Raw genomic sequence first — 25,920 nt, 5'->3', positions numbered from 1 at the left:
GATCACCCGTCGGAACCCGGCAGCATGACCCAGTCTAACGCCGGCGCGATGGGCGGCACGCCATGATCGAACGCGCACTGGACCAGGAACTGCTCCAGCTTGTCGCGCATGGCGGGGTCGATGCCGATGATCTCGCCCCGGTCGTCGACACCGAACACCACCAGCCCTCCCTCGGTGTTGGCCATCGACACGAAGACCTCGGCGATCGCCTTTGGTGCCCGCCCCGAGAGCCGCTTCGATACCCGCACCGAGATCGCACTCGATGGTGAGTGGAATCTGCATCCCCTGGTGCAGTGGGGACCTTACAAGACCTGGAGCTTCCACTACCGACTCAACCATTCCTGTTTGCGCCAAGGGCCGCGCGCCGAGGTACCGCTCTTCTCCGGCAGTACCTGCGTGATCTTGCCTGTCATCTCCATCTTGCCTGTTGCCTCCGCAGTGGCGTTTTCGTGAGTTAGGGATCATGGTAATAGCGCTGTCTTGAGGATGCGCTGAATCCCTGACTCATGTAGCGGTGACGCGATCCTTCCTGCTTCAGCGCAACATGCTCGGGTTCTACATCATCATCATGTAGTCGTAAGCTCCAGGTCCGCAGCGGCGTTCGAGCTGTTTTAGGATCTGTCGCTGAATCGCTGGAGTATCGTTGGGGCCATTGATGTAGAACGGCTTGCCGTTCTGGCCAAAGGTATAACTCACCGGGCATGCATTCGCCTCGATGTCACCGAAGATCAAGCGTGCGATCCGGTAGTCCGCATGCGGCTCGAAACCGAGATCCTTGGCATAGGACAGTGCCCCTTCGACGATTTTGCGTGCGCAACTCGGATGCTGAGGTTCCATGGATTCCGCGGAGTTCGAATGGATGCGAGCCAGAATTTCTGGATACTCAGCTGCTTCGACGATCTTGTACAAGGCGTTTTTGACGCCAAGACAAAAGACATCCACGAGGATTCCTGCGATCGCATACCGACCATCGGGCAGATGACGAGACAACCAAACCGTGCCAATGCCTTGCTCGAAGAGAGTCGTCGGGACGAACACGTCAGCGATAGGAGCCTGGCCCACCCCGGCCCATTCGCGAGTCAACGACAGTGCACCGGAGGAGGTTCTGACAGACTTCGTCTTCGTTTGCTGACGTTTCTTTTCTCGTTTAGCTCGCTTTTTTTGCAAAGCTTTTTGGTCAAGCGCCATTGGGACACCCTCATGTTCGGGAAATGATAGGGGTAACGCTCACTGAGGGCAGGTCATCAACATCCAGACGTCGAGTCGATGAGCCCCTGTGCGTTGTCTGTGTCGAGGCCGGCATGATAACAGCGCCAGTCACATCCGTAGCGCGTCACCGCCCCTGTAGGTTTGCGAGCAACCTTGAGCGACTGAGGACCCCGTAGTGTTTATAGATGCGTTGCATATGGCGGTTAACCGTATGCGGGCTCAGCGCGAGTCGCGCCGCGATCTGCTTTTCTGACTCGAGTGCCGACTAGTGCTTAGCTGTGAAAATCCTGATACCAAATGCCCAATCAAGCCGCGAGCGGCTTACCGGTATCGATCCAGCGAAACGGCTTGGCGAGCTTGCAAACCTCGGCGAGGAATGCGTTGTCGGCCAGAACTTCGAGGTCGTCGAGGGGCTGGTTGTTTTGGTCACTGGTCGGATAGCTCATAACTCCCGGTACCTCACTACATATGCATTCTCCATCCCCTGTAGCCGCGTAATCCGCTGCTGTCGCTTGAGCTCCCAGGCATCCGGTGGATCGAGATTGTTCCAGGCTGTGAAGAGCTGCTCATCCTGCCATGAGAGCCGGAATCCATAGGTATCGCGCATATAGAACATGATCCGTGCGATATCGCCACGGAGTGCATCCGGCGGCTGTGCGCGCCTGCTGCCGGCATCGATGCGGATGTCGCAGGCGCCATAGCGCTTGCCAGTGGGGACCATGCCCCAATTGTAGTCGCGTCGGTCGCCGTTGATCATGCCGACCGCGGGGATCAGATTCTGCAGGTCGTTGTGCGCGACGAGGAAGGTCTTGTCCACTTTTAGGCAGCAGGCTCTGCCGGACATCAAGGTGCCATTCGCTTCGCGGCAGGCCCGATAGGCCTCGGGCTGGCGCCAGCAGCGGCGGAAGTTGCCGAATTGGGCGGCGGGAAACACATGCTCGGCTTCCACCCGCCGCGCGCGCTCCGTGCTGGCGAAGCCCTCGAGCCCGCAACTGCGCAGGTTGACCTGGCGCCGCCCGTTGTAGCTGCAGTCGCAATAGGCGGTCAGCCGGTGCCGGCGATAGACCTTGTCGTAAAGCAGCTTCTTGGCGGCCGAAAAGGTGCCAGCCACGCGTGGCAGGTCGCCACCGCCGGCGGGCAGGGTTGGCTGCGGCCACCACTCATCAATGAGGCCGCCAAGCAGATCGCCGAAAAGCGTCCTTGGGTCGGGCAGCAGGTCGCCGAGGCGCGGAAGCATTGCGCCCAGGTCGATCTCGCCGGCATGCTCAAGGCTGTCTGCAAGCGCATCCTCGCCTTGTTCAAGCAGTTCGGCGCCGGCATGGCCTAGCCAGTCTGCGCCTGTGTCGATGACGTTGCTGCCGACATCGATCAGCAGCGTTCGCACCTCGCGCGCAATGGCGATCGCCCGCTGGGCATTCGGCGGCCAGTCAGCGCTGACCGACGCTGGGATGAACGAGACCGCTGAGACCAGGGCCAGCCCGATCGCGATGTCGCGCAGTTTGGTGCCGACGAGGCGCAGCCTAGCCAGGCTGCGCGAGGGCGACATCGCGGATGAGTTGCGTTGCTGAGCCGCGGAGCGCGGGCTGTTGGCGGGGCGGGATCGGCTGCGGCGACCGTTAGGATTGCTGTTGGAGCGGGATGAGGAATCGGTGGAACGGCGAGACATAGGGGTTCAGGTGATCGGGACCGGCGATTGAAAAAGACGGCTATCTTCGTTGATAGTCGGCCCTGCTCGGGATAACGTTGCGAATGCCGCCCCTCGGGTTCTCGACATCGCCGTGATAACGAGGCAAGAGAATCAGGTGTAGATGATCAATGCTTCTGCCCGCTGCCCGGCCATCGTTGTTGCCAACCGTGTAGGCGTCAGGCTTGCTGCCTAGGAACGCCAGCCGTAAGACGGTCTGAATAGGCTCTTTTGGCCGATCTTTTAGGTCATCCCGAGCCAGCATCTCTTGATAAAGCGCCCTCAGGTCGGTGGTTTCAATGGCGGCTTTGACGCCTCGAATCGCATCAAAGTAGTCGGCCTGTTCACGCTCATTGAGATCAAAAATGGACAAGACGTGCCGCCTGGGGATGACCAAGGCGTGCCCGGGATTGGCGGGATTTGCATCAAAGATCCCAATAAATGACCTGTTCTCGTAAACGAAGGGATCGGCCTCGCCCGCTGCCACCCTGCAAAAATAGCAAGCCTGGCCTTCTGGTCTGTTGTTCATGGCAGGGTCCTGGTGTTGCGACTGTGAATGTTGTGCAATTCATCTTTCGGGAAGGCGATCGTGCCGCCCGCCTGCGCTTGGAGCCGATCAATGCAAGAGACCTCATTACTCTCCCAACTCCGAACCTGGTTCCTGCAAGGCATTGCCCTGCTCGCGCCACTGACCATCACCCTGGCCCTGTTGATCTGGCTCGGCCGATCGGTGGAGCTGTTTGTGGGCGGGCTGCTTCGCCATCTGTTGCCAGGGTCTTGGTATGTTCCGGGGATGGGTTTGGTCGCGGCGCTGATCGTGACACTGGCGGCGGGGCTGCTCGCCAACCTGTTCTTGGTGCGCTGGCTACTCGAGCTCGCCGAGCGCGTGCTGGATCGGATTCCGCTGGTCAAGAGTCTATTCCAGGGGCTGAAAGACGTCGCCCGGTTCTTTGCACGGACGGGCGACCAAGACTTGGGTCGGCCGGTGGTGGTGACCTTGCCGGTTGGTGATGCCTCGATCCAGTTGGTCGGATTCATGATGCAGGAGCACGCGGAGCTGCCTCTTGCTCTGGCGAAGAAGGAGGCTGAGGTTCCGGCTGGCACTGAGACGCCGGCAGATACTGTGGCGGTTTACCTGCCGATGAGCTATCAGGTCGGTGGTTATACCCTTTATCTCGATCGCAGCAAGGTGCGACCGCTTGCCGTGGGCGCGGAGCAGGCGCTGCGATCGGTGATTACCGGCGGCGCACTGAATGAGGAAGCGGGTAGCACAGTGAAACATGGCTCCGTCAATCCCATTGGTGCTCGCCGACGGATAAAGCGGGACCAGGAATCGCGGGACCAGGAATCACGAGCCTCCGAGCGAGGATGAGACAGGCTGAGAGGCCTGGCCAACCCTGGTGTGCGGGGCGCGATTCAAGGCCGTTGGATGTCCATCGGGTTTGAGCGAAGCGGCCAAGCGCTGAGGTCACCAGCAACATCCGTCACCTGGAAACGGACGAAGATCGACTCGGTGAGCCAGTCTTCCTGACGGGCTGCGCGCAGGGCTCGATGGTGTGGGCTCTGTTGGTAGGCGAAGGCGCGCATCTGCTCGACATCCTGCCAGATGCTGAAGGTGGCCAGGGTGCGCAGCGGACCCTCGCCAAAGCCGATATGAAATAGGCAGCCGGGGGCCTGGCGCAGATGCTGGCGAATCCCAGGCACGGAGCGCCAAAAGGCCCGTACCCGTTGCGGGCGCACACGGGCATGGGTCAGCACCGCAAATGGACCCGTGGGACCTTCCGCCCGGCGCTCGCTGCTGTACTCGAAAGGCTCGCCTCCATCCCAGGTGCCGTGGCCGGAGAGCGGCCGCAGCCTGATATGGAGCTGTGCCTGGCTCGGTTTGGCAATGCGCTGATAGAAGCGGCTTTGGCGTAAGCGCTGGTCATCGGCTGGATCGGGCAGCGCGCTCATCAGGCAGTAGGTGCGCGGGTCAGGCAGGATCGAGAAGCCATCACCGCCCCCGCAGCCCATCAGGCGAACATCGCCTGCGGGCAGGTCGTCGCCGATGAACAGGCGGCGAAAGCCCATGACCATGAACGCGACGGGGCTGTAGCCGAGTGGGTAACGGAAGAAGCTGAAGGTGACGCGATTGCTCGGCATGCGGCGGGACGTAAAGTTGGCGAAACGGGTGTTGATGACCTGGTAACCGGGTGACCGGTGACCGGGAATTGCGTCAGGCGTTGGATGAGACAAGTACCCTTGCCATGCCCGGCCCGAGCCAGAACTCGAAGGGCGCGGGCAACTCGGCCATCGGCCAGTCTGGTGAGAGGTCGCGAATCGGACCCGGCGACTGGATCAGATGGCGCAGGTCATCACAATAGAAGCGCTGGCGCGCCCAGGGATCTTTGTTGATGATCAACAGGGCCTGGCCTTGGCCATCGTCTGCATGCTTGCGCAGCACCAGGACTGCCGGGTCCGGGTGATCGAGCCGCTCGATGCGGCCTTCGCCATCGAGCACCGGCACCGCGTCCTTGATCGCGTTGACCTGGCGAATGAAATCCGTGAGATCCAGGTTCGGTGTCTCCCAATCGTCCGCCGTCGTCTCGACCACATCGAGGCGGCGGCGGAAGCCGAATTCAAAGCCCATCGGGATCATCACGCCGCTCGCGAACAGGGCGGTGAACAGGTAGCGCTGGCGCAGGGCATCCGCGTTTTGGTGGAACTCCTCATACATCCGCGGCGTGTCATGGCTCTCCGGAAAGCCGATCGAGGGCGCAATCTGGCGCGTGAGTTCGTATTGATCGAGCAGCCAGTTGCCGTTGAAGTCCCACCACTTGGCGCTGTTGAAGATGGCGTCGAAGCCGGCCCCGGCGGTCTCGCGGGTCTGCTCCGGGCTGCAGCCCAGGGTTTCGGCGACGAAGAGGGTATCCGGATGGCGATCGCGAATCTGGGTGATCAGTTGCTCCCAGAGCGCGGCCGGTAGCTGATAGGCCGCATCGCAGCGGAAGCCGCGGAAGCCGAGCCCGATCAGATGCTCGACCAGGCGCACGAAGTAGGCGAGCAGACCATCCGGATCATCGGCTTGCTGCAGCGCGCGCTGATGATCGAATTGCGCCAGATCGCGCCAGACCACCTTGTTGCCGTTGGCCTCGACGCAGAACGGATGCGCGATGCGATTGTGGTGGCGGACGAACCAGTCGGGATGATCGGTCACCAAGGGGCTGTCTTCAGCGCAGTGATTGATGACCAGATCGATCATCAGCGAGAGCCCCTGCTCGCCGGCGATCTCGGCCATGGCCTGGACTTGAGCGTCTGGCTCTAGGTTGGAGTCGGGGGAGAGCAGGGCCTTGTTGATGGCGAAATAATCGGCGATCGAGTACAGGCTGCCGGAGCGGCCGAGCTGCTGGATCGGGTTGACGAAGATCCAGTCGAACCCCATCGCCGCCGCGCGCTCTAGGTGCGGTGTCCAGTGATCGAACGGGCCGGCGAGCAGCGGGAACAGGTTGTACAGCTTCATTCAGTGTTTCGCTCTTAGTCCTTGGGTTGGTTCTTGGGCTGGCGTTCTTGTTGATAGCCCTGCTCGAATTCCTCGGCGCCTTGCTCGACGGCGTTAATGGCCTTGCCCGTCGTCTTGCCAGCCCAGGAGCAGGCGCCAAGACTGCTCGATAGGATCATCAGGGTCAGAGCGTAGAAAACAGTTCTCTTCATAGGGAGCTGCCATAGCGGTTTCTGGTTTCAACTGGCGCTTAGTATACCCGCGGAGCTGATGTGAGCGCCTGAATCCTATTGGCCCTGTTCGCGCGATCGGGCGTGCTCGGGTTGGATACGGTTTTGGCAACTCGCTTTTCCAGGGTGACACCGCGCCATGGGCGTTAGCGTTTAGCTGCTTAGGGCCTAGCTGCTAAAAGCCTAGCCGCGAACGTCCAGTCAGGTTTCGTAAGCTGATAGACTGGACGCACTTTGCGAGACACTGATCCTGTTCAGGACGAGAGACAAGAGCTATGCGCGTGCACTTTGATCCCGGTGGAACTCCCGATGGTCTGCTCGCCGCGCTCCATGCGCTGACCGCCGAAGGCGCCATCGGCGGCCTGATGGTGCTGGCCTGTGACGCCAACGGTTGGCAGCCGGAACAGCTCGATCCGATCCTGCAGGCCTGCGAAATACCCCTGTTCGGCGGGATTTTCCCGCAGGTGACCCACCAAAACCAGAACTATGAACGCGGCACCTTGTTGATCGCGTTCGGCGCCGTGCCCGAGGTCGCCTGCGTGCATGGACTGAGCGACGCGGAGGCGGATTTCGACGAGCGGGTCGAGCTCGCGACCGAGCACTGGCCCGAGCCGCCGGAGGTGACCACGATGCTCGTCTATGTCGATGGGCTGTCGAGCCGGATCAGCGCGCTGGTCGATGGCTTGTTCACCAACTTCGGCCTGGAGAACAATTTCATCGGCGGTGGCGCGGGGTCGCTGAGCTTTCAGCAAACCCCCTGCATCCTCACCAATGCCGGGCTGCTGGCCGATGTCGCCGTCCTGGCGCGCTTGCCGATCCGCAGCCATCTCGGTGTCACGCATGGCTGGCAGCCGATTAGCGAGCCAATGAAGGTCACCGGCGCCCAGGGTAATGTCGTCATGACCCTGGATTGGGAGCCGGCCCTTGACGTCTACAAGCGCATGGTGGAGGCGCATAGCGGCCAGGTGATGCATGCGGAGGAGTTTTTTACGCTGGCGAAATCCTATCCCTTCGGCATGACCAAGCTCGACACCGAAATGGTGGTGCGCGATCCCCTGATGGTCGCCGACGGAAGCCATCTAGTGTGCGTCGGCGAAGTGCCCGAGGGGGCCTTTTTGCGGCTGCTCAATGGCACGCCAGACAGCCTGATCGCCGCCGCGACCAAGGCGCGCGAGCTGGCTAATCCTGAGGAGGTTGGCGAGGAGGCGGCAAGCTACCTGTTCATCGATTGCATCTCGCGTGTGCTGTTTCTCGGTGAGCGCATCGTCGATGAACTGAATGCGGTCGGGCAAGAGCAGCCGGTGAATGGAGCCTTTACCCTCGGCGAGATTGCCAACACTGGCGACGCTTTCCTCGAGTTCTATAATAAGACATCGGTGTTCAGCATCTTGTTCGACGAGGTGCTGTCGACGAGAAGCCTTTAATGAGACAGAGCTGATTAGACACAGGTGCTGACAGAATCCTTGTTCATCGTCCTTTACCGCGTCGACAGCGATTCGGCATCGGGGCGGCATCCGCGGTAATGACTCATGCAAGAGACCCCAGCCAAGATCCTCCTGGTGGACGATGACCCCACGATTCGTCTGCTGATTCAGTATGGCTTGACACGGGCCGGTTATCAGGTGACTGAGGCCAGCAATGGCCTTGAGGCCCTGGAGTGCTTCGAGACCGCCAAGCCCGATCTGATGCTGATCGACGTCAGCATGCCCGAGTTGGATGGCTTCGAGACTGTCGCCGCGATTCGCCGGCGTGAGGGGGGCGAGATCATCCCCCTAGTCATGGTGACGGGCTCCGATGACAACGAGTCAGTGACCAAGGCCTTCCATGCTGGCGCGACCGACTTCATCACCAAGCCGATCAATCTGCCGATCCTGACCCAGCGGGTGCGCTATGCGCTCGCCAGTGCCGAGCGTGAACAGCGCCTGCGCCGCATCCATCTGGAACAGCAAAGCGCTTGTGAACTGGCAAAGCTGGGCTTTTGGCGGCTCCAGATCGAGACCGGGCAGCTGCAATGGTCGCAGGACGCAGCGACCCTGCTTGGACGCTCCGCGGCCATGCCGACCAGCGTTGCCGCACTCATCGAGGAGGCGCGGCCAGATCAGCGTCAACGCCTGCGGCAGGCCTTCGATCAAGCCGGGACGCGGGCGGCGGGGCTGGATCTAGAGATAGAACTGGCGCGCACCGGCAACGCCTGCATCATCAAGCTGCAAAGCAGTCCACAGATCGAGGATGGCGTCATCGTCGGCGCCTTTCAGGATGTGACCGCTCTGCGCGCGTTCGAGGATCAGACGCTCTATCTGGTCGAGCATGACGAGCTGACCAATCTGCCGAATCATCGGCTGTTCTCCCGCTTGCTCGCGGATCGGCTCGAGCGCGACCAGCACGCCGAGGCGCGCACTGGCATGCTGGTGATCGATATCGATCGCCTGCATCGCATCAACGAAGCCTTTGGTCCAATGCAGGGCGATGAGGTGATCGTCACCCTGGCCAACCGGCTTCGACAACTGCTGCCCTCCAATAGCCTCTTGTGCCGGCTCGAGTCGGACAGTTTTGGCATGGCGATCCCGCTGGAGAGTACCGATCTCCCGACGCTCCAAGCGCAACTCCTGAGCCAGTTGATCCTGTCCTTGCCGATCAATGGGCGCGAGATCTATATCGATTGCAGCATGGGCCTGGCCATCCATCCCGACGATGGTCAGGAGGCGGCTAGCCTGATTCAGGCCGCGCAAGCGGCGGAGCGAGAGACCAATCGGGATCAGAGCCGGCGCTTCATCCAGTTCTCGGAGATTCGCGAGGCGCGTGAGGAAGGGCGGGTGATTCTCGAAACCGATCTGCGCCGCGCGCTCGAGAAGCAGGAATTCTTTCTCGTCTACCAACCCCAGCAGTGTCTGGCGACCCAGCGTATTGAGGGCGTGGAAGCCCTGTTGCGATGGAATCACGCTGAGCGCGGGATCGTGTCGCCGGTGGATTTCATCCCTATCCTGGAGGAAACCGGACTCATCCATGAGGTCGGTGATTGGATCTTGGAGGAGGCGGTTCGCCAAGCCGTCGACTGGTTGCAACAGGGGCTGAATCTGCGGATGTCGGTCAATCTCGCCGCGGCACAAGTCGAGAACCCGCAACTGATCAATCGCTTGTGCGCGCTCGTCAAGGACTATCAGCTGCCGCCCGGGAACCTCGAGCTCGAGATCACCGAGAGCACCGCGATGCAGGTGCCGGAACAGACCCTGCTCAATCTGCGAAAATATAAGCAGTGTGGTTTCCGAATCGCGATCGATGATTTCGGCACGGGCTATTCGTCGCTATCCTATCTGCTGCAATTTCCGCTGGATACCTTGAAGATCGATCGGGCCTTCGTCAAAGAGATCACCCGCGGCAAGCGCAATCGCGCGATTGTCACCGCCCTCAGTACCCTGAGCTTCCACCTGGGATTGACCACCATCGCCGAGGGCGTCGAGCTCGAATCCCAACGCGATTATCTCGATGCGCTGAACATCGATGAGATTCAGGGTTTCTTGATCGCTCGCCCGCTCGTGCCAGAGCAGTTGTTTGAGTTCATGAGCGCCCACGACGCCGATGCCCAGCCGAGCCCTCGGCAAGCCCGAGAGCCGTCATGACCGAAACGGATAACCACAAAGAGTTCGAGATCCTCTATGAGATCTCGCTGGCGATTGGCCACAGTCTGGATCTGCAGGCCATGCTCAAGCAGTCCGTGGGCACGATCATGCGCCAGTTGAACTGCCAGGCTGCCCTGGTCTTGCAATACGCATCCGATGATGACGAGCAGGTCAGGAATGGGCGATCGCGAGAGCCATCGCATGAGCAGGCGCAAACGTGCGCGCAGGCAGCCTTGACTTGGAATGATCTCTATGTGGTGCCGAAGACCGCGCGCAAATCGTCTGAATTGCAGGACTTCGTCACCGAATTGAAGCTGCCGAGTCATCAGGCCGAATTCGAGGTTTGGCAGACGGCGGCCGAGGCTGGTGCCTTGCCGCACGTGAGCGAGCGCAGCACCTCGACCTACTGCGCCTTTTATCTTGCGAAGATCGGCGTACTCATCCTGAAGCGTATCGGCCCGAGCCTTTCTCGCAGTCTGCTGCTGTCGTTGAATGTCTTAATGGACAAGTTGGCGTATTCGGCGCTCGCCTGCCTGCACGATGCACAGCTGAAACAGCAGATCGAGGCTGCTCAAGCAGCTAATGTGGCCAAAAGTCAGTTCCTCGCCAACATGAGCCATGAGATCCGCACGCCGATGAACGGTGTGATGGGGATGCTGGACATTACGCTAGAGACCGAGCTTCAGCCACAGCAGCGTGATTATCTCCGCCAGGCGCGCTTGTCGGCGCAGCATCTGCTCGAAATTATCAATTTGATCCTGGATCTCTCCAAGATCGAAGCGAAGAAATTCAAACTGAAACCGGAACCGACCGACCTGTTCGAGTTCATCGGAGAATTGATCAAGAGCCAGGTGCCTCACGCGCTGTGCAAGCGGCTCAATCTGCTTTACGACGTCGAGCCGACGCTGCCGCGCTGGGTCGAGATCGACCCAACTCGGTTACGCCAGGTGATGTCGAATCTAATCGGTAACGCCTTGAAGTTCACCGATCAAGGCAGCGTCAAGCTCATCGTGTCTCCCTGTCAGGGGCCAGCGCATGCGCCCCAAGCAAGCAACGCTCAATGGACCTGTTTCGAGGTCGAGGATACCGGCATCGGCATCCCAGCCGAGCAACAGTTGAATATCTTCAATGCCTTCGAGCAAGTCGACAGCAAAACGACACGCAAATTTGAGGGTACCGGACTCGGCCTGACCATCACCCGCGAACTGGTCGAAATGATGGGTGGACTGATCGAGGTTGAAAGCGAGGTCGGCCAGGGCACCTGTTTTCGTGTGACGCTGCCACTGAAGTCAGCCGCTGAGCCTGGCGTCGAGGCTGTCCGCATGCCGGCGTTACCGGCAACCACCTATCGGATCTTGGTAGTTGATGACGAGCCACTGAATCGTTCCGTGATTCATCACATGCTCGGGATTCTCGGGGTTGCCTGTGCGACCGCGGTGAGTGCGCCGGAAGGGTTGTTAGTGCTGCGCAAGGCGATTGAGGACGAGCAGCCGTTCAATCTCTTACTGCTGGATGCCAACATGCCGGGTATGGACGGCTACGCCATGGCGAAGGAGGTGCTGCGTGAGGGATTGCTCTGTCCCGCGCAAATTCGTATTTTGAGCTCTTCCGCGTTTGCCGGAGAGGAAGAACGCGACCAGGACTACTTGGCTCACAACCAACGTGTCTGCCAACAGGCTTGCCCATTCTACAATGGTCAGGAAACGCACTGTCGGCAGCGCGAACAACAGGAGTATTTGACGAAACCGGTGACGCTTGCCGACCTGCGCCATCTCCTCTTTCGACAAGACCAAACCACGGATGGCGTCTTGACCCGGTCTCGCTCATCGCTTGCCGATCAGCAGTTGAATATACTGGTCGCGGAAGATAATCCGATCAATCAGCAGGTGATCATCGCCCTCTTGAGGAAGTTTCAGGTGGCTTATACCTTGGCCAATAATGGTCGCGAAGCCGTCGAATGGGCTTGCAAGGAGCGGTTTGACCTGATCTTCATGGATATCATGATGCCGACCATGGATGGTTTGGAGGCGACCGAGAAGATCCGCGCATACGAGCGTCAGCAGCAATGGCCGCCGGTGCCGATCATCGCCCTCACCGCTAAGGCGATGAAAGGGGATCGCGAGGACTATCTCCAGCGCGGCATGGATGGTTATGTCGCCAAGCCGATCAACTCAAAATTGTTGTTTGAGGAAATGGAGCGGGTGTTGCCTAAGCGCGATGCCGAGGCTCGACTGCCGGGCGATGGAGCCAAAGCGCAGAAAGATCAGGCCTCTTCGGATCTGGATGCCTGGCTCGGCGCTGGCGAAGAAGACAAGCCCTCGGCGCCCTTTGCCGATGCGGACTCGGCAACCCCAAGCCAGCCCTCCGCGACAGCTACCGACCCGCCCCAATTCGATTGGGATCAGGCGATCAAACAGCTGGGCGCGGAAGAGGAATTACTGATCCTGTTTCTCTCGCGTTTCCTGGATGATCTCCCCGCCGCCGAGCAACGCCTGAGAGCGGCCTTGGAACAGCGTGATGCACTCTCGCTCAAGCTGGAGGCGCACACACTAAAAAGCCTCTGCGCAACCCTCTGCATGGAGCAGGCAAGACAGGAGTTCTGGGCGCTGGAGCAAGCCTGTCGGGATCAACCGAACGATTGGGCCGATGTCGACAGGCAAGTGAACGCGGTCTTCGAGCGCTTGCAGCGAGTGCGCCCTCTGCTCGATGACAGGCTTGAGCAACATCGGTCTGATTCATGATTGAACATAGCGACCATAGCCCTTACTGCATCGCGCTGCAGCCAATTTGCGATCGCAAGCTGCATCATGTAGCCGATAAGCTGCTCTATCGCTCCCATTGTGGAGCGGATGCAGCGTCCTTTGATGATCCTTTTCTCGCGACGGTGCGCTCCTATTCAACGGCGGTCTACGAGGTGGGAATCGAGAACCTGGTTGGCGACCGCATGCTCTTATTCACGGCGCCATTGGAGTGGATCGAGAATACAGGGTTTTTCGAGCTCCCCGCCGAGCAGTTGTTCGCGGAGTTGACATTGGATTTCTTCGCATCGCCGATGGCGCTTGATGCGATCCAGCGCTTACGCGCCATCGGCTATTTGATTGCCGTGCCGCAGGCTGTTTTCGAGCATTATGCCGAGATCCCCATTGATCTGGTTGATCTCGTCAAGATCGATAGTCGGCGCCCTGATTGCTTGGATCTCGCCGCGCGCTTCAAGGGGTTGGGTCCACGGCTACTGGCGACCTTTGTCGAGGACCAAGCAACCCTGGATCGCGTTCATGCCGGCGGATTCGATTGGTTCATGGGGTTCGTGTTCTTGCCACCGAAGCATGTCAAGGAGAGCGGTCGCAAGCGCTCGAGCAATCGTGCCGTCGAGCTCCGATTATTGGCCGAGCTCAGCTCGCGCGAGATCCAATTCGAGCAGCTTGAGGCACTACTGGCTCAGCATCCGCATTTTTGCGTCCTGTTATTCGCGCAGGTGAACTCAGCGGCCTTTTCGCGCGGGAATCGTCGTATCGAATCCCTGCACGAAGCGGTGGTGAGGCTCGGCTTAGAACGGATCAAGACCATGGCGTCCTTCCTGCTGCTCAGTCGCAATGATCCGGTCGAAGCGGTACAGGTGCGCATGCTCTTGACGCGCGCCGCAATGGCGGTCCGCATTGCCCGACGCGTGCGCAGCATCGATCCGAATACCGCCTTCACCCTCGGTCTGTTTTCACGTCTGGATGCCTTCGAGGGCCTGCCGATGACAACACTGCTCCAAGGCATGCCGTTTTCCGTCCCGATGCAACATGCCTTGCTGAAGCGCGAGGGCGAGATGGGCAAGCTGTTGGATGTGCTGGATGCGCATGAATCCGGTGATCTCTCGAGTCTCAGTCCTACCGTGGTGGCGAAGCTGAATGAGGATTTCGTCCATGCGGTCGCCTGGACCGAACAGTGGTTGGTTGGGGAGCCGCCCCAATCGCCTGGCTAACGTCCCTGAGGAGATGAAAGCAATGTCAACGACACTCGTCCATATCCAGGTGCTTCCCGAGGCGCGGGATCGATTCATGGCCGCAACGCACGAGAATTGTCGCCAATCCCGACAAGAACCGGGCAACCTGCGTTTCGATCTGCTGCAAGGGGAGGCCGATCCGAATCATTTCATCCTCTACGAGGCCTATGTCGATGCTGAGTCCGCGCGTGCCCACAAGGAGACAGCCCATTACTTGGCCTGGCGCGAGACCGTCGCCGAGATGATGGCGCGCCCGCGCGAAGGCGTTGCCTATCAACTGCTGGTGGCTGAATAATGGCGGGCCTGTCAGCGTTCTCGATCGCCCGCTTGCCGCGCATCGCGTTTGGCGCCGGCCTGCGCTCGACAGTTGGCGACAGCGCCGCTCGCTATGGACGGCGCGCGCTGTTGGTGACCGGTGGGACATCCTTGCGCGCCGGTCCCTTCTGGGCGGAATTGGAGCAGTCCTTCGCCACAGCCGATGTGCATGTGGAGCAGGTCCAGATCGCTGATGAGCCGAGCCCGGATCAGATCGATGCCGCGGTGCGCGCCTATCATCAGGCCGACATCGATGTCGTGGTCGCCATCGGTGGTGGTAGCGCGCTGGACGCTGGCAAGGCCATCGCCGGTCTGCTGCGTCCTGGCAACTCGGTGTTGGATCATCTCGAAGGGGTGGGGCCGGAACGTCCCTATCAAGGGCCGGCGCTGCCCTTCGTTGCGCTGCCAACCACCGCAGGTACCGGCTCGGAGGCGACCAAGAATGCCGTGCTGAGCCAGCGCGGCGCGGAGGGCTACAAGAAATCCTTTCGCGACGAGGCCCTAGTGGCGCGTGAGGCCCTGGTTGACCCGGATTTCCTGCAAACCTGTCCGCGCTCGGTGCTGGCGGCTAACGGCATGGATGCCCTGACGCAATTGCTGGAGTCCTTCGTCTCGACGCGCTCGAACCCGCTCTGCGCGGCCTTGGCCCTAGACGGGTTGAAACAGGCATCTGATGCGCTCTTGCCGCTCTACGAAGATCCAAACAACGCCGAGGCCCGAGCCGGCATGGCCTATGCGTCACTGCTCTCAGGCATCTGTCTCGCGCAGACCGGGCTCGGCTCGGTGCATGGCTTGGCCTCGCCGCTCGGCGCCTTCTTCCCGATTCCGCATGGGATGGCCTGTGGCACCTTGGTCGCCAAGGCCACCGAGATCAATCTGAGCGCCATGCAACAGCGTGAGCCCGAGCATCCGGCCCTGGAGGCCTATGCCACGGTTGGCCGCCTGTTCGCCGGTGAGCAGGGTTTGAGCCGCCAAGCAGCCTGGGATGCGTTACTCGATAGGCTGTGGGACTGGACCGAGCGCTTGCAACTGCAGCGCCTCTCAGCCTGGGGCGTCACCAGCGCCGATCATCCGCGTCTCGTCGCCAACAGCTGGGGCAGCAGCATGAAGACCAATCCCATTGTGCTCAGGGACGAGGAGATTGCCGCCATTCTCGCTGTGCGGCAATAAGTTGAGGCAATAAGGCGCGGCAATAAGATGCGGCCATCAGTGGCCGCGGTGCGCTCATCGCTAGGCGCAGCGGCTCTGGTGGAAATGCTCCAAGACCTTTTCGATGCGCTCGGGATTCAACGGCTTGACCAGGAAGCCATTGACCTTACTCGCAGCCGCCTGACGCACATTGGCGACCGTGCTATGCGCAGTGATCATGATGATCGAAACCGGCCGCTCGTCTTGCCTGAGCTCGTTGAGCACGGCGATGCCGTTCATCTCGCCTGGCATCTCGATGTCCAAAAAGACGAGGTCGAGAGGGTTCTTCTGGCAGAGCTCCACGGCCTCTTGACCTGACTCTGATTCGAGAATGTTTGTGTGATCCAGTGACCGCAGTGTTGTGCGCAGGAGCTTGCGCAGCATCGGGTCATCGTCGACGATCAGAATGCGGACGTCATTGGGGTTGCATGACCAAGGCATTGAATAACCATCTAATTCTTAAGTTGTTGAAGGCGCTCGGCTTCGGTCATGATGGGGTCAATATGCGCGATGACCTCGCCAAGCGAATATCCTTGACGTAATAAGCGCTCTGCCGACGCGGCGAGCGTGCCAAGCTGGTGATAGCCAAAACTTCCCGCAGACCCTTTGAGCTTGTGCAGGACGGCCTGAGCTTGACTGGCGGAATCTTGCTCTAGGGCTGACCTGAGATCCTTAAGATAGCTGCTGTTCAGCATCTCGAGGAAGGCTTGTTGCAAGGCACGCAGCTCCGCGTCATCTAAGGCCGCCGAGTTGGCCGAGGTAGGCTCGGATCTCGACCTTTGCAGACATTCCTCGAGCAGCGTTTTCAAGGCGTCGAGAGCGATCGGTTTCCACAGCAAGTGGCAACCCTGTGATTGCAGTCTCGCTATTTCGGCCTCCGGCAGAGGGCTCGCAATGACAACGATCGGCGCGCTTTGGCCTGATCCACGGATCAGTTGGATACTCTCCAGCACCTCATCGATTTGGTCCAGATTGAGGTCGATGAAGGCGATGTCAATCTCGGCCGTCAGCAACTGCTCGATCAGCGCCTCACTGCTGCTGACGGAGATGACATCCAGATTGAGTGCTAGGAGCTGTTCTCCAAGGAGTGCGTGGCTCGCGGGATCGCTATCGGCGATGAGCGCGCGTCTTTGAGTCTGTTGCCGGAGATGGTTCACCACGGGTACCGGGTCTTGATGATGCGCTGCAGATCCTGCCAGCCCTTGGCCTTCTCGGCAGGGCTGCGGAGGTAATATGAGGGGTGATAGGTGACGATCAGCGGGATCGGTGCTGTGCCCTGGCTGGGCTGGTACTGATGCGGCTTGCCGCGGAGGCGACCGACCGCTTCGGTATTGCCGAGCAGGTTGTTGGCGGAAACAGCGCCAAGGCTGACGATGAGCTTGGGCTGGATCAGCGCGATCTGGCGCTCGAGGTAGGGGCGACAGGCGCTAGCTTCGTCGGGCTCTGGGTTGCGATTACCCGGTGGGCGGCATTTGACGATGTTGGCGATATAGACCTGCTCACGCTTCAGGCCTACCGCGGCGAGCATCTTGTTCAACAGTTGGCCGGCGCGGCCGACGAAGGGCTCACCCTGTCGGTCCTCGTCCTGGCCGGGGCCTTCGCCGATGAACAACAGCTCGGCCTGGCGGTTGCCGGTGCCAAAGACGGTCTTGGTACGGGTTTCGCAGAGCTTACAGCGGCGACACTCGGTGACGTTGGCGTCGAGCGCATCCCAGTCCATGTTGGCGATCGCGTGCTGATCAGCGGCCAAGTCGGGGGCTGGTCCAGGGGCCTGGGGCCTGCGATCCTGCGCGATGTCGCGGGCGTCTGCCTCGGTTGGCCAAGGCGGTTGCTCGTCATCGCTCCAAGGTGGTGGCTCGTCGAGCCAGGGTGGAGGATCATTGGCGTTGGCAGAGAATCCTGAGGCAGCTTTCGGAGCCGGGGCTGAAACGGGAGCTGTCACGCCTGGACGCTGAGCTGCAGCCGCGGCTGCGGGCTGAGCCGGAGCCGCAGCCGGGGGCTGTGATCGCGGGTCTTGGCGAGAAGGGGGCTTCTCGTTTCTTGCCTTACGGGCTGCCGAGGCGCGCGCGATCGCTTCCAAAGCCGCTTGGGCACCGGTCTGACGGGTTGCTGGCGCCGAGTTGGTGGTAGATGAGGCTGGCGATGGTTTGCGAGTCCGCTCCTGTAGCGACCACTGACCGGATGCCATTTTGGCGTCTGGCGCTTGGGGTCGGGCAGGTGCGGTTCTCGATTGATCTTGCTCAAACGCGACCGGCGCTTGCGTTCCGACCGACTCGCCAGCGACACGTTGCAGCCAGACCTGGATGCCCATGGCCTGCAGGTAGTATCGTCGGCGGGCTTCATCCATGGACAAGCGCTGCCCTGCGGTAGATAGGGATCTCAGACATCCCCAGTCTGCGGATGCGCGCGCTCGCGGACATTGCTGAGCTTGTTCAGGGCGTTGAGATAGGCCTTGGCGGAGGCGATGACAATGTCGGTGTCGGCGCCGGCACCGTTGACCACGCGTCCGCCTTTCTCGAGCCGGACCGTGACCTCACCCTGGGCATCGGTGCCGCTGGTGATGGCGTTGACCGAATACAGCTTGAGCGTGGTACCGCTGTTCACAATCGACTCGATAGCACGGAAGGTCGCATCGACCGGACCACCGCCGATCGCGGTACCGGGCTCCTCCTCGCCGTCGACACTCAGCACGAGGTCGGCGCGCGGGGTCTCGCCGGTCTCGGAGCAGACCCGCAGCGAGATGAGCTTGACGCGCTCGTTGGCGCTGGTGAGCGTGGTGTCGGTGACCAGCGCTTGCAGGTCTTCATCGAAGATCTCGTGCTTCTTGTCGGCGAGATCCTTGAAGCGGCGGAAGGCCTCGTTCAGCTCCTCGACCGTGGCGAGCTGTACGCCGAGTTCCTCGAGGCGGGCGCGGAAGGCATTGCGGCCCGAGTGCTTGCCGAGCACCATCCGGTTCTGCTGCCAGCCGACGTCCTCGGCGCGCATGATCTCGTAGGTCTCGCGATGCTTGAGCACGCCATCCTGATGGATGCCGGACTCATGGGCGAAGGCGTTGGCGCCGACGATGGCCTTGTTCGGCTGCACCGGGAAGCCGGTGATGCCGGAGACCAGGCGCGAGCAGTTGAGGATCTGGGTGGTATCCAGCCGGGTGTCGCAGTGGAAGTAGTCCTGGCGCGTGCGCACGGTCATCGCCACCTCTTCCAGCGCGGCGTTGCCGGCGCGCTCGCCGAGGCCATTGATGGTGCATTCGACCTGGCGCGCGCCATGCTGGACCGCGGCCAGCGAGTTGGCGACGGCGAGGCCAAGGTCATTATGGCAGTGCACCGAGAAGATCGCCTTGTCGGCATTCGGGATGCGCTCGCGCAGTTGACCGATAAGGCTGCCGAATTGATGCGGCACGGCATAGCCGACGGTATCCGGGATATTGATGGTGCGCGCGCCGGCGTCGATCACGGCTTCGAGGATGCGGCATAGGAAGTCGATCTCGGAGCGACCGGCGTCCTCCGGTGAGAACTCGACATCGTCGCAGTGCTGCCGAGCGCGCTTGACGGCGATGACGGCCTGCTCAACCACCTGATCCGGGCTCATCTTGAGCTTCTTCTCCATGTGGATCGGTGAGGTGGCGATGAAGGTGTGGATGCGCCCGGCGTTGGCGTCCTTGAGGGCCTCGCCGGCGCGGTCGATGTCGCGTTCGAGCGCGCGCGCTAGGCCACAGACGGTGCTGTCTTTCACCGCGCGGGCGACGGCTTGCACGGCCTCGAAGTCGCCGTTGCTCGCAGCGGGGAAGCCGGCCTCGATGACATCGACCCGCAGCCGCTCCAGGGCGGTGGCGATGCGCAGCTTTTCATCGCGGGTCATGGACGCGCCCGGGCTCTGCTCACCGTCGCGCAGCGTGGTGTCGAAGATGATCAAGTGCTCTTTGTCGGTCATGATGGGTCTCAGGCGGACGTTTTGGATGGGTGTGGGTCAACCTGACCTAGGTTGACTTAAGTACATGCAATCATTGTAGCCTTCGTCATCGATGTTGCGGGACTTTACTCAGGCATCTCTGTGCGCGCTTTGCGCTACGCCTGCCTGATTGGCAGCGGCGGCTGGCACTGATCCGCGAAGAGGCACAGCGCAAGAGCGCAGTGTTTCTGGTCGCGACGGCGAACGACATTGCACAATTGCCATCCGAGTTGTTGGAGGCGCAGATCGCCGGGCTTCGGCAGTGGGCGCGAGGGCGTACCGCCCCGGCTGGGGCTGAGCTGAGCCGTACTGAGTGGCATTCAGTGGCGCTGACTGGCATTAAGCTGCACCGTGCAGAGCTGGAGTGAGTGCTGTATCAGCGCTCGGGTTAAGATTGCCACAGGTGCAACCTTTTTAGGTGCAGGTTTCTTTGAGTCGAGAGTCACGATGGAATATAAGGATTACTACAAGATCCTGGGGGTCTCGCGCGAGGCCAAGCCCGACGAGATCAAGGCCGCTTATCGCAAGTTGGCCCGTAAATATCACCCTGATGTCAGTCAGGAGCCGAATGCCGAGGAGCGTTTCAAGGAGGTCAATGAGGCCAATGAGGTCTTGAAGGACCCCGAGAAACGCGCGCAATACGACGCGCTCGGCAGCGGTTGGCATGCGGGCGACCACTTCCGTCCGCCACCAGGTGCTGGGTCTCGGGAGGGTTGGCGCGGTGATCAGTTCTCGGAAGAAGAGGCCGCTCAGTTCAGCGACTTTTTCTCCAGTATCTTTGGCGGTATGGGCGGCGGGCGGAGCAGCCGATCCAGCGGATTTGGTGGCTCTGGTATGCATGCTGACCCCTTTGCTGGGCGTGGACGTGATCAGAGCGCGCGTATCCGTGTCTCGCTTGAAGAGGCTTTTAAGGGTGGGACGCGGCAGCTGCGGCTCGAGGTGCCGGAGATCGATGCACAGGGGCAGTTGAAGATGCGCGCTCGGACCTTGAATGTGCGCGTCCCGGCGGGCGTCACCGAAGGGCAGCAGATCCGGCTTGCTGGCCAAGGCGGTCCGGGCCTTGGTGGAAATGGCCAGGCGGGCTCGGCGGGTGATCTGTATCTCGAGGTCGAGTTTGAGCCGCATCCGGTCTTCCGCAGCGAGGGCAAGGATATCCATCTGAAACTGCCGATCGCTCCCTGGGAGGCGGCGCGCGGTGCCACGGTACCGGTTCCGACGCTCGGCGGCACCGTCAGCCTGAAGATTCCAGCCGGCTCACAGAGCGGCCAACGTTTGCGCTTGAAGGGACGTGGCTTGCCGGGAAAGCCGGCAGGCGATGCCTTCGTCCAGTTCGAGATCACCAATCCACCGGCTGAGAGCGACGAGGCGCGGGCGGCCTTCGATGCGCTGGCCGAGCGTTTCAAGTCATTCAATCCGCGTGCAAAGCTGGGGGTCTGAGCCATGCCCGATAAGATCAGCGCAGTCGAAGGTGTGATCCTGGACGAGCGTACTCTGGTCAGTGTAACCGAGCTGACCCGTGTCTGCGGCCTGAGTCTAGAGCAGGTGCAATCCATGGTGAGCGAGGGGATGTTGCATCCGGATGGATCGGCTCCCGAGCAATGGTGCTTTACCGGCGTTGAGGTGCGTCGCACACGGCGCGCGCTGCGCCTGCAGCAAGACTTGGAGCTGAATCTGGCGGGTGTGGCGTTGGCGTTGGATCTGCTTGACGAGGTGGAGCAACTGCGCAGCCGGGTGCGCTGTCTCGAGCATCAGCTTGGCAGCCTCTACGATGCCGAGGGTGTTGGCTGAATGCGCCGCTGTCGGGTCGACTGGCAGTCCAGGCTTGGCATTGGATCAGGCAGGGACGAGCGAGCAGGCGGGGTCGCCCTGAGCCTGAGCTTGGCCCTGGGACTGTCATTGAGCCTCGCCTTCGGCTCGCCGCAGGCGGCCGAGGCCCCGGTGTCTGCAGTACGGGTCGTTGCCCGCTACCCGCATGATCCGGGCGCCTTCACGCAAGGCTTGGTGATCGTTGAGGGTGAGCTGTACGAGGGCACGGGCGGCTTCGGTGAATCCTCATTGCGCCGTGTCGAGCTGAAAACGGGGCGGGTGCTCGAGCGCGTCGAGCTGCCCAGTCGCTGGTTTGGAGAGGGCATCACCGATTGGCAAGACGAGCTCATTCAACTGACCTGGCGTGCTGGCATTGGTCTGCGCTATGCGCGGGCGAGCCTCGAGCCGCTTGGGCGTTTCGCGATTGCGGGGGAAGGCTGGGGGCTGACGCATGACGGTCGCCACTGGATCATGAGCGATGGCAGCGCTGATCTGCGTTTCCTCGATCCGGTGGATGGACGGGAGCTGCGTCGACTGCGCGTGTTAGATGGCGCTGCGCCGGTAGACCGGTTGAATGAGCTGGAATATGTGCGGGGCGAGATCTGGGCCAACCTCTGGTATCAAGATCGGCTGGTGCGGATCGATCCTGCCGATGGGCGTGTGCTGGGCTACGTTGACCTCAGTGATCTCTGGCCGGCCGGCCAGCCGCGCAGATCGGAACAGGTGCTGAATGGGATTGCCTTCGATCGCGAGACTAAGCAGCTGTTGGTCACCGGCAAGCACTGGCCTTGGTTGTATGAGGTTGAGCTGGTCGACGATCGCGCTGCCGACTGAACCCAGTTGTACGGTTTGGCATCGGTAGTTTTAGCTCGCGGGTCGCCAGAGTTGGTAGTTTTAGCTCGCGGCTGATGTGTCTCTACCTACTGATTTTAATAGGTTTTTTCTCTTTTTTTACCTCCTATTCTTTCCTTATTTTCTTTATATATCCTTCTTATCCTTCGGCACGGCCCTGTGGATAACTTTTCGCCTAGCGCAAAACAGAGCAAGGTGATCCATGTAAAAGAAGCCGAGAGGTCTTGCTGAAGCAGATTCGTGGTTTCGGTGACCCAGGCTCGGGGTATCACACACCCCTAGCCCTCGTTCGCTTTGGCAGGACAAGTTAGAAGTAGGAAGAGAAGAGGCTTAGGACGGGTGAAGCAGGCTGATCACAAGGGTGTAAAAACCAACCGCCTACGGTCGATGCGGGTCTGTCAGGAGGAAGAGAAGAGCTTAGGAAGGCGAGGAGGGGACTGCAGACTCGGAGCCACCAACAACCTCCTGTAGCTGATGATGGCTCGTCAAAGGAAAGCACCTAGGAAGGGAGTAGGGCTGAAGTGCGAAGTCTACCTACCACCCCTGTAGATGTTAAGAGCACATCTGAGAAGAGGCTTGGGAAGGGGGAGGAACAGTCTGATTACAAGGGGGATAAAAGTCCCCCTACGGTCGCTGTAAGCCTGTCAGAGGGAAGAGAAGAGCTTGGGAAGGCGAGGAGGAGGCTGACGAACCCTCAGCCACCAACAACACCCTGTAGCTGATGGGACGTCTTCTTGGTGACCAGCGAGGTACGCAGCGAGATTCGTCGCCAGGGTCGATTTCGCGGTTCCGTCCTTGATGCCAGCGATCAGCGCGATCACCGCGAGCTCTACTGAGCCTCAGTGAGTTCGTTGGCCTATGTCCGGCTGTCGATATAATCGAATGTTGACCGCTCCGGTAGCGTTCAGTCTCGCTGTTCCCCTGGATACTGTCTGAATGTGCAGTTCCAGCTCAGGCGGCGCAGAGTGCCAACTACAGTTGTCAAATGGCTCGCCGTCGTCGAGACTGCGCGTATGTTTGAGATTCTGAAGACAACCACCTTTGATCGCTGGCTCAGCGGGCTCAAGAATCGGCGCGCGGTTGCCCGGATCAATGCCCGGCTACGTCGGGTCAGCGCTGGCAACCTGGGGGATGTCGAGTCTGTGGGTGAGGGGGTCTCAGAATTTCGGATTTTCTACGGACCGGGGTACCGGCTCTATTTCATGCGCCAAGGCAGAGCGATCATCGTCTTGCTGTGTGGCGGCGACAAATCGACGCAAGCCCGAGACATCGAACAGGCTAAGACCCTAGCGCGCGAACTGGAGGAGCAGTCATGACCGAGCGCATTACTCGCTGGGATGCCGCTGATTACCTGAACAGCGACGAAGACATCCAGCTCTATCTGGAGGCATGCACCGAAGATGATCCTGGCGACGGATCGTTGATTCGGTTAGCGCTCGGTGATATTGCCCGTGCACAAAACTTCAGTGCCTTGGCGCGTGATGTCGGGGTCAGTCGAGAGGGGTTGCGCAAAGCGCTCTCTGCAGAAGGCAATCCGTCGTTTGCGTTGATGCTGAAGATCACGCATGCGCTTGGGCTCAATGTCCACTTGAGCCCGGTTGCCTTCGATCGCCAGAGTGATGGGGACCGAACCGACCAGCCCTGTGGTGATCAGGCCGCGTGCTGATCCACTTTGAGCACTGTTTTGCTTGAAGGTCAGCACCGGCTTGTGTCCGAACGCTGAGCAAGGCTTCCACCTTTCTCGAGCAACTCATTAAGAAACTGAATCCATGAGACTTTCTTGGAATGAGATTCGCGCCAGAGCAGCGACCTTCGCGACTGATTGGGCCGGCGATGGCTACGAAAAGGGGCAGACTCAGCTGTTCTACCGCGATCTGTTCGAGGTGTTTGGCGTCCCAGTCCGACGTGTTGCAAGCTTCGAGCAGCCCGTCAGGAACCTGGGTGACAAGCGTGGATTCATTGATCTGTTCTGGAAAGGCGTCTTGCTGGTCGAGCAGAAGAGCATCGGTCGAGACCTGACCATCGCCAAAGCGCAAGCGTTCAAGTATTTCCCTGGTCTCAAGGACGTCGAGCTGCCTCGCTACATCCTGCTGAGCGATTTCCAGACCTTCGAGCTGTACGACCTGGAGGAAGACGATCAGATCAGCTTCAGCCTTGCTGATCTGCCTGCGCATGTCGAGAAGCTGGGCTTCATTGTTGGCGTGCAGAAGCGCAGCTTCCAAGACCAAGATCCGGTCAACATCGAGGCATCGGAGCGGGTTGGTCGGTTACACGACGCGCTGAAGGAGTCCGGCTACAGCGGACACGACTTGGAACTGTTCTTGGTTCGGCTGGTGTTCTGCTTGTTCGCGGACGACACCGGTATCTTCGAGCCGCGAGACCTGTTCCTAGACCTGCTGGAGAGTCGTACCCGAGAGGATGGATCAGACCTCGGCGGGTGGCTCGCGAGCCTATTTCAGGTGCTCGACACCCCAGAAGATCAACGGCAGCGCAATCTCGATGCTGATCTTGCTCGGTTTCCCTATGTCAATGGCGCCCTGTTCAGTCACACACCGCGCATCCCAGCTTTCGACGCAACGATGCGCCGGTTATTGCTCGATGCCTGCGAGTTCGACTGGTCGAAGATTTCACCGGCGATCTTTGGCTCGCTGTTCCAGTCGGTCATGGACAAGCAGGAACGACGCCAGCAGGGCGGTCATTACACGACCGAAAAGAACATCCTCAAGGTCATCGAGCCTTTGTTCCTGGATCAGCTACGAGCTGAGTTTGCCGCGATCAAGGCGCGTAAGGACACCCATCGGCGCAAGCTCTTACAGGATTTCCAACGCAAACTCGGCGCGCTGGTGTTTTTCGATCCAGCCTGCGGCTGCGGCAACTTCCTCATCATCACCTATCGGGATCTCCGCGCCTTGGAGATCGAGGTGCTGCGCGAGCTTCGCGCCTATACCCTGGCTGCAGGTGGACAGGCTGAGCTCGATGCAGCCGAACTGTCGATCGTCAACGTCGATCAGTTCTACGGTATTGAGATCAGCGAGTTTCCAGCGCGGATCGCTGAAACGGCTCTGTGGATGATGGACCACATCATGAACAACCGCCTCAGCCTGGAGTTTGGCCAGAGCTATGTCCGCATCCCGCTGCGCAAGTCGCCACACATCCTGCATGCTGATGCCCTCGAGACCGACTGGACCACACTGCTGCCAGCGACAAACTGCAGCTATGTGCTCGGTAATCCGCCCTTCATCGGGGCCAAATACCAGAGTACGCTACAGCGCGCCCAGGTTCACCGCATCGCGGCTTTGGGAAAGTCTAAGGGGACGCTCGACTACGTGACGGCTTGGTTCATCAAGTCGGCTGAGTACATCCAACCGAGTGACGCCAAGATCGCGTTCGTGTCGACCAACTCGATCACCCAGGGCGAGCAAGTCGCGCAACTCTGGCCAGTCTTGCTCGACCGCCATGGGCTAGAGATCGCCTTTGCGCATCGAACCTTCGCCTGGGGCTCAGACGCTCGCGGCAAGGCGCATGTGCATGTGGTCATCATCGGCTTGAGCAAGCATGGCAAAACGCCGACAGAACGACGGCTGTTTGACTATCCGGACATC

27 protein-coding genes are annotated in these 25,920 nt (G+C 60.4%); 14 read left to right on the top strand and 13 right to left on the bottom strand.

What is annotated here, in order from left to right:
- Positions 1–2: 2 nt before the first annotated feature.
- Positions 3–185, bottom strand: a complete 183-nt coding sequence (locus VBE63_RS10400; RefSeq protein ID WP_323682958.1) for an ATP-binding protein — start codon at positions 183–185, stop codon at positions 3–5.
- Between VBE63_RS10400 and VBE63_RS10395 the strand changes: the two genes are divergently transcribed.
- Positions 178–453, top strand: a complete 276-nt coding sequence (locus tag VBE63_RS10395; RefSeq protein WP_323682957.1) for a hypothetical protein — start codon at positions 178–180, stop codon at positions 451–453. The two genes, VBE63_RS10400 and VBE63_RS10395, sit on opposite strands and share 8 nt — an antisense overlap.
- A 102-nt stretch (positions 454–555) precedes the next feature.
- Here the strand turns inward: VBE63_RS10395 and VBE63_RS10390 are convergent, their stop codons facing one another.
- The 5 genes from VBE63_RS10390 to VBE63_RS10375 form a co-directional block, all read right to left on the bottom strand.
- A complete protein-coding gene (locus VBE63_RS10390; protein WP_323682956.1) occupies positions 556–1,188 on the bottom strand; it encodes a hypothetical protein in 633 nt (210 codons plus the stop codon).
- A gap of 145 nt (positions 1,189–1,333) precedes the next feature.
- The gene (locus tag VBE63_RS31345) at positions 1,334–1,450 is read right to left on the bottom strand and encodes a hypothetical protein (protein WP_416274533.1); all 117 of its coding nucleotides are present in this window, start codon (positions 1,448–1,450) and stop codon (positions 1,334–1,336) included.
- Between the two features lie 64 nt (positions 1,451–1,514).
- On the bottom strand, positions 1,515–1,655 hold the full coding sequence (locus VBE63_RS10385; RefSeq protein WP_323682955.1) for a hypothetical protein: 141 nt from the start codon (positions 1,653–1,655) through the stop codon (positions 1,515–1,517).
- Complete coding sequence (locus VBE63_RS10380; protein ID WP_323682954.1) at positions 1,652–2,755, bottom strand: endonuclease; 1,104 nt, start codon at positions 2,753–2,755, stop codon at positions 1,652–1,654. Before VBE63_RS10380 ends, VBE63_RS10385 begins: the two co-directional genes overlap by 4 nt.
- Positions 2,756–2,915: 160 nt before the next feature.
- Positions 2,916–3,422, bottom strand: coding sequence for an HIT family protein (locus VBE63_RS10375; protein WP_323682953.1), 507 nt, complete (start codon positions 3,420–3,422; stop codon positions 2,916–2,918).
- Positions 3,423–3,512: 90 nt separating this feature from the next.
- On the opposite strand from VBE63_RS10375, the gene VBE63_RS10370 reads away from it, so the two are divergent.
- The gene (locus VBE63_RS10370; protein WP_323682952.1) at positions 3,513–4,265 is read left to right on the top strand and encodes a DUF502 domain-containing protein; all 753 of its coding nucleotides are present in this window, start codon (positions 3,513–3,515) and stop codon (positions 4,263–4,265) included.
- A 44-nt stretch (positions 4,266–4,309) separates the two neighbouring features.
- On the opposite strand, the gene VBE63_RS10365 is transcribed toward VBE63_RS10370, so the two are convergent.
- The 3 genes from VBE63_RS10365 to VBE63_RS10355 all read right to left on the bottom strand — a co-directional run bounded on the left by VBE63_RS10365 (position 4,310) and on the right by VBE63_RS10355 (position 6,583).
- Positions 4,310–5,035: an aminodeoxychorismate lyase gene (locus VBE63_RS10365; protein ID WP_323682951.1), complete on the bottom strand. Its 726-nt coding sequence runs from the start codon at positions 5,033–5,035 to the stop codon at positions 4,310–4,312.
- 73 nt (positions 5,036–5,108) lie between these two features.
- Positions 5,109–6,392: an alpha-amylase family glycosyl hydrolase gene (locus tag VBE63_RS10360; RefSeq protein ID WP_323682950.1), complete on the bottom strand. Its 1,284-nt coding sequence runs from the start codon at positions 6,390–6,392 to the stop codon at positions 5,109–5,111.
- Positions 6,393–6,406: 14 nt separating this feature from the next.
- Positions 6,407–6,583: a hypothetical protein gene (locus VBE63_RS10355; protein WP_323682949.1), complete on the bottom strand. Its 177-nt coding sequence runs from the start codon at positions 6,581–6,583 to the stop codon at positions 6,407–6,409.
- Between the two features lie 293 nt (positions 6,584–6,876).
- Here VBE63_RS10355 and VBE63_RS10350 point away from each other — a divergent pair, with 293 nt between their 5' ends.
- The 6 genes from VBE63_RS10350 (at position 6,877) to VBE63_RS10325 (ending at position 15,694) form a co-directional block, all read left to right on the top strand.
- Positions 6,877–8,025, top strand: a complete 1,149-nt coding sequence (locus VBE63_RS10350; protein ID WP_323682948.1) for an FIST signal transduction protein — start codon at positions 6,877–6,879, stop codon at positions 8,023–8,025.
- 105 nt (positions 8,026–8,130) lie between these two features.
- Positions 8,131–10,218: an EAL domain-containing protein gene (locus VBE63_RS10345; RefSeq protein ID WP_323682947.1), complete on the top strand. Its 2,088-nt coding sequence runs from the start codon at positions 8,131–8,133 to the stop codon at positions 10,216–10,218.
- Positions 10,215–12,959, top strand: coding sequence for a response regulator (locus tag VBE63_RS10340; protein ID WP_323682946.1), 2,745 nt, complete (start codon positions 10,215–10,217; stop codon positions 12,957–12,959). The genes VBE63_RS10345 and VBE63_RS10340 overlap by 4 nt, the downstream gene beginning before the upstream one ends.
- Positions 12,956–14,188: an EAL and HDOD domain-containing protein gene (locus VBE63_RS10335; protein WP_323682945.1), complete on the top strand. Its 1,233-nt coding sequence runs from the start codon at positions 12,956–12,958 to the stop codon at positions 14,186–14,188. Before VBE63_RS10340 ends, VBE63_RS10335 begins: the two co-directional genes overlap by 4 nt.
- A 22-nt stretch (positions 14,189–14,210) precedes the next feature.
- Positions 14,211–14,504: a putative quinol monooxygenase gene (locus VBE63_RS10330; RefSeq protein ID WP_323682944.1), complete on the top strand. Its 294-nt coding sequence runs from the start codon at positions 14,211–14,213 to the stop codon at positions 14,502–14,504.
- Entirely contained in the window at positions 14,504–15,694 is a 1,191-nt protein-coding gene (locus VBE63_RS10325; RefSeq protein ID WP_323682943.1) for an iron-containing alcohol dehydrogenase, read from the top strand. The genes VBE63_RS10330 and VBE63_RS10325 overlap by 1 nt, the downstream gene beginning before the upstream one ends.
- A 60-nt stretch (positions 15,695–15,754) precedes the next feature.
- On the opposite strand, the gene VBE63_RS10320 is transcribed toward VBE63_RS10325, so the two are convergent.
- The 4 genes from VBE63_RS10320 to VBE63_RS10305 all read right to left on the bottom strand — a co-directional run bounded on the left by VBE63_RS10320 (position 15,755) and on the right by VBE63_RS10305 (position 19,642).
- Positions 15,755–16,153, bottom strand: a complete 399-nt coding sequence (locus VBE63_RS10320; RefSeq protein WP_323682942.1) for a response regulator — start codon at positions 16,151–16,153, stop codon at positions 15,755–15,757.
- 11 nt (positions 16,154–16,164) lie between these two features.
- Positions 16,165–16,872: an Hpt domain-containing protein gene (locus VBE63_RS10315; RefSeq protein ID WP_323682941.1), complete on the bottom strand. Its 708-nt coding sequence runs from the start codon at positions 16,870–16,872 to the stop codon at positions 16,165–16,167.
- Positions 16,866–17,654, bottom strand: coding sequence for a uracil-DNA glycosylase (locus tag VBE63_RS10310; RefSeq protein WP_323682940.1), 789 nt, complete (start codon positions 17,652–17,654; stop codon positions 16,866–16,868). Before VBE63_RS10310 ends, VBE63_RS10315 begins: the two co-directional genes overlap by 7 nt.
- Before the next feature lie 437 nt (positions 17,655–18,091).
- Positions 18,092–19,642, bottom strand: coding sequence for a 2-isopropylmalate synthase (locus VBE63_RS10305; protein ID WP_323682939.1), 1,551 nt, complete (start codon positions 19,640–19,642; stop codon positions 18,092–18,094).
- A 465-nt stretch (positions 19,643–20,107) separates the two neighbouring features.
- Here VBE63_RS10305 and VBE63_RS10300 point away from each other — a divergent pair, with 465 nt between their 5' ends.
- From VBE63_RS10300 to VBE63_RS10275, 6 genes are all read left to right on the top strand, one after another.
- Positions 20,108–21,097, top strand: coding sequence for a DnaJ C-terminal domain-containing protein (locus VBE63_RS10300; protein ID WP_323682938.1), 990 nt, complete (start codon positions 20,108–20,110; stop codon positions 21,095–21,097).
- A 3-nt stretch (positions 21,098–21,100) separates the two neighbouring features.
- On the top strand, positions 21,101–21,448 hold the full coding sequence (locus VBE63_RS10295) for a chaperone modulator CbpM (protein WP_323682937.1): 348 nt from the start codon (positions 21,101–21,103) through the stop codon (positions 21,446–21,448).
- A gap of 90 nt (positions 21,449–21,538) precedes the next feature.
- On the top strand, positions 21,539–22,300 hold the full coding sequence (locus VBE63_RS10290; RefSeq protein WP_323682936.1) for a glutaminyl-peptide cyclotransferase: 762 nt from the start codon (positions 21,539–21,541) through the stop codon (positions 22,298–22,300).
- 1,031 nt (positions 22,301–23,331) lie between these two features.
- Complete coding sequence (locus tag VBE63_RS10285) at positions 23,332–23,634, top strand: type II toxin-antitoxin system RelE/ParE family toxin (protein WP_323682935.1); 303 nt, start codon at positions 23,332–23,334, stop codon at positions 23,632–23,634.
- Positions 23,631–23,984 carry an addiction module antidote protein gene (locus tag VBE63_RS10280; protein WP_323682934.1) on the top strand — a complete coding sequence of 118 codons (354 nt, stop codon included), beginning with the start codon at positions 23,631–23,633 and terminating at the stop codon, positions 23,982–23,984. Before VBE63_RS10285 ends, VBE63_RS10280 begins: the two co-directional genes overlap by 4 nt.
- A gap of 103 nt (positions 23,985–24,087) precedes the next feature.
- On the top strand, positions 24,088–25,920 hold a 1,833-nt coding region (locus VBE63_RS10275), incomplete at its 3' end, for a DNA methyltransferase (RefSeq protein ID WP_323682933.1).

Origin of the sequence: Lamprobacter sp. (genome assembly GCF_034860625.1) — a bacterium.
Classification (GTDB): domain Bacteria; phylum Pseudomonadota; class Gammaproteobacteria; order Chromatiales; family Chromatiaceae; genus Lamprobacter.
Note: the sequence above shows the minus strand (reverse complement) of the source record. Positions and strands in the feature narration are given on the sequence as shown.

Bases quoted from the DNA above. Each gene is read 5' to 3' on its own strand.
- VBE63_RS10295 (WP_323682937.1), top strand. From the start codon at position 21,101: ATGCCCGATAAGATCAGCGCAGTCGAAGGTGTGATCCTGGACGAGCGT.
- VBE63_RS10355 (WP_323682949.1), bottom strand. From the start codon at position 6,583: ATGAAGAGAACTGTTTTCTACGCTCTGACCCTGATGATCCTATCGAGC.
- VBE63_RS10285 (WP_323682935.1), top strand. From the start codon at position 23,332: ATGTTTGAGATTCTGAAGACAACCACCTTTGATCGCTGGCTCAGCGGG.
- VBE63_RS10370 (WP_323682952.1), top strand. From the start codon at position 3,513: ATGCAAGAGACCTCATTACTCTCCCAACTCCGAACCTGGTTCCTGCAA.
- VBE63_RS10365 (WP_323682951.1), bottom strand. From the start codon at position 5,035: ATGCCGAGCAATCGCGTCACCTTCAGCTTCTTCCGTTACCCACTCGGC.
- VBE63_RS10300 (WP_323682938.1), top strand. From the start codon at position 20,108: ATGGAATATAAGGATTACTACAAGATCCTGGGGGTCTCGCGCGAGGCC.
- VBE63_RS10305 (WP_323682939.1), bottom strand. From the start codon at position 19,642: ATGACCGACAAAGAGCACTTGATCATCTTCGACACCACGCTGCGCGAC.
- VBE63_RS10345 (WP_323682947.1), top strand. From the start codon at position 8,131: ATGCAAGAGACCCCAGCCAAGATCCTCCTGGTGGACGATGACCCCACG.
- VBE63_RS10385 (WP_323682955.1), bottom strand. From the start codon at position 1,655: ATGAGCTATCCGACCAGTGACCAAAACAACCAGCCCCTCGACGACCTC.
- VBE63_RS10350 (WP_323682948.1), top strand. From the start codon at position 6,877: ATGCGCGTGCACTTTGATCCCGGTGGAACTCCCGATGGTCTGCTCGCC.
- VBE63_RS10375 (WP_323682953.1), bottom strand. From the start codon at position 3,422: ATGAACAACAGACCAGAAGGCCAGGCTTGCTATTTTTGCAGGGTGGCA.
- VBE63_RS10325 (WP_323682943.1), top strand. From the start codon at position 14,504: ATGGCGGGCCTGTCAGCGTTCTCGATCGCCCGCTTGCCGCGCATCGCG.
- VBE63_RS10330 (WP_323682944.1), top strand. From the start codon at position 14,211: ATGTCAACGACACTCGTCCATATCCAGGTGCTTCCCGAGGCGCGGGAT.
- VBE63_RS10320 (WP_323682942.1), bottom strand. From the start codon at position 16,153: ATGCCTTGGTCATGCAACCCCAATGACGTCCGCATTCTGATCGTCGAC.
- VBE63_RS10335 (WP_323682945.1), top strand. From the start codon at position 12,956: ATGATTGAACATAGCGACCATAGCCCTTACTGCATCGCGCTGCAGCCA.
- VBE63_RS10340 (WP_323682946.1), top strand. From the start codon at position 10,215: ATGACCGAAACGGATAACCACAAAGAGTTCGAGATCCTCTATGAGATC.
- VBE63_RS10400 (WP_323682958.1), bottom strand. From the start codon at position 185: ATGGCCAACACCGAGGGAGGGCTGGTGGTGTTCGGTGTCGACGACCGG.
- VBE63_RS10380 (WP_323682954.1), bottom strand. From the start codon at position 2,755: ATGTCGCCCTCGCGCAGCCTGGCTAGGCTGCGCCTCGTCGGCACCAAA.
- VBE63_RS10390 (WP_323682956.1), bottom strand. From the start codon at position 1,188: ATGGCGCTTGACCAAAAAGCTTTGCAAAAAAAGCGAGCTAAACGAGAA.
- VBE63_RS10280 (WP_323682934.1), top strand. From the start codon at position 23,631: ATGACCGAGCGCATTACTCGCTGGGATGCCGCTGATTACCTGAACAGC.
- VBE63_RS10360 (WP_323682950.1), bottom strand. From the start codon at position 6,392: ATGAAGCTGTACAACCTGTTCCCGCTGCTCGCCGGCCCGTTCGATCAC.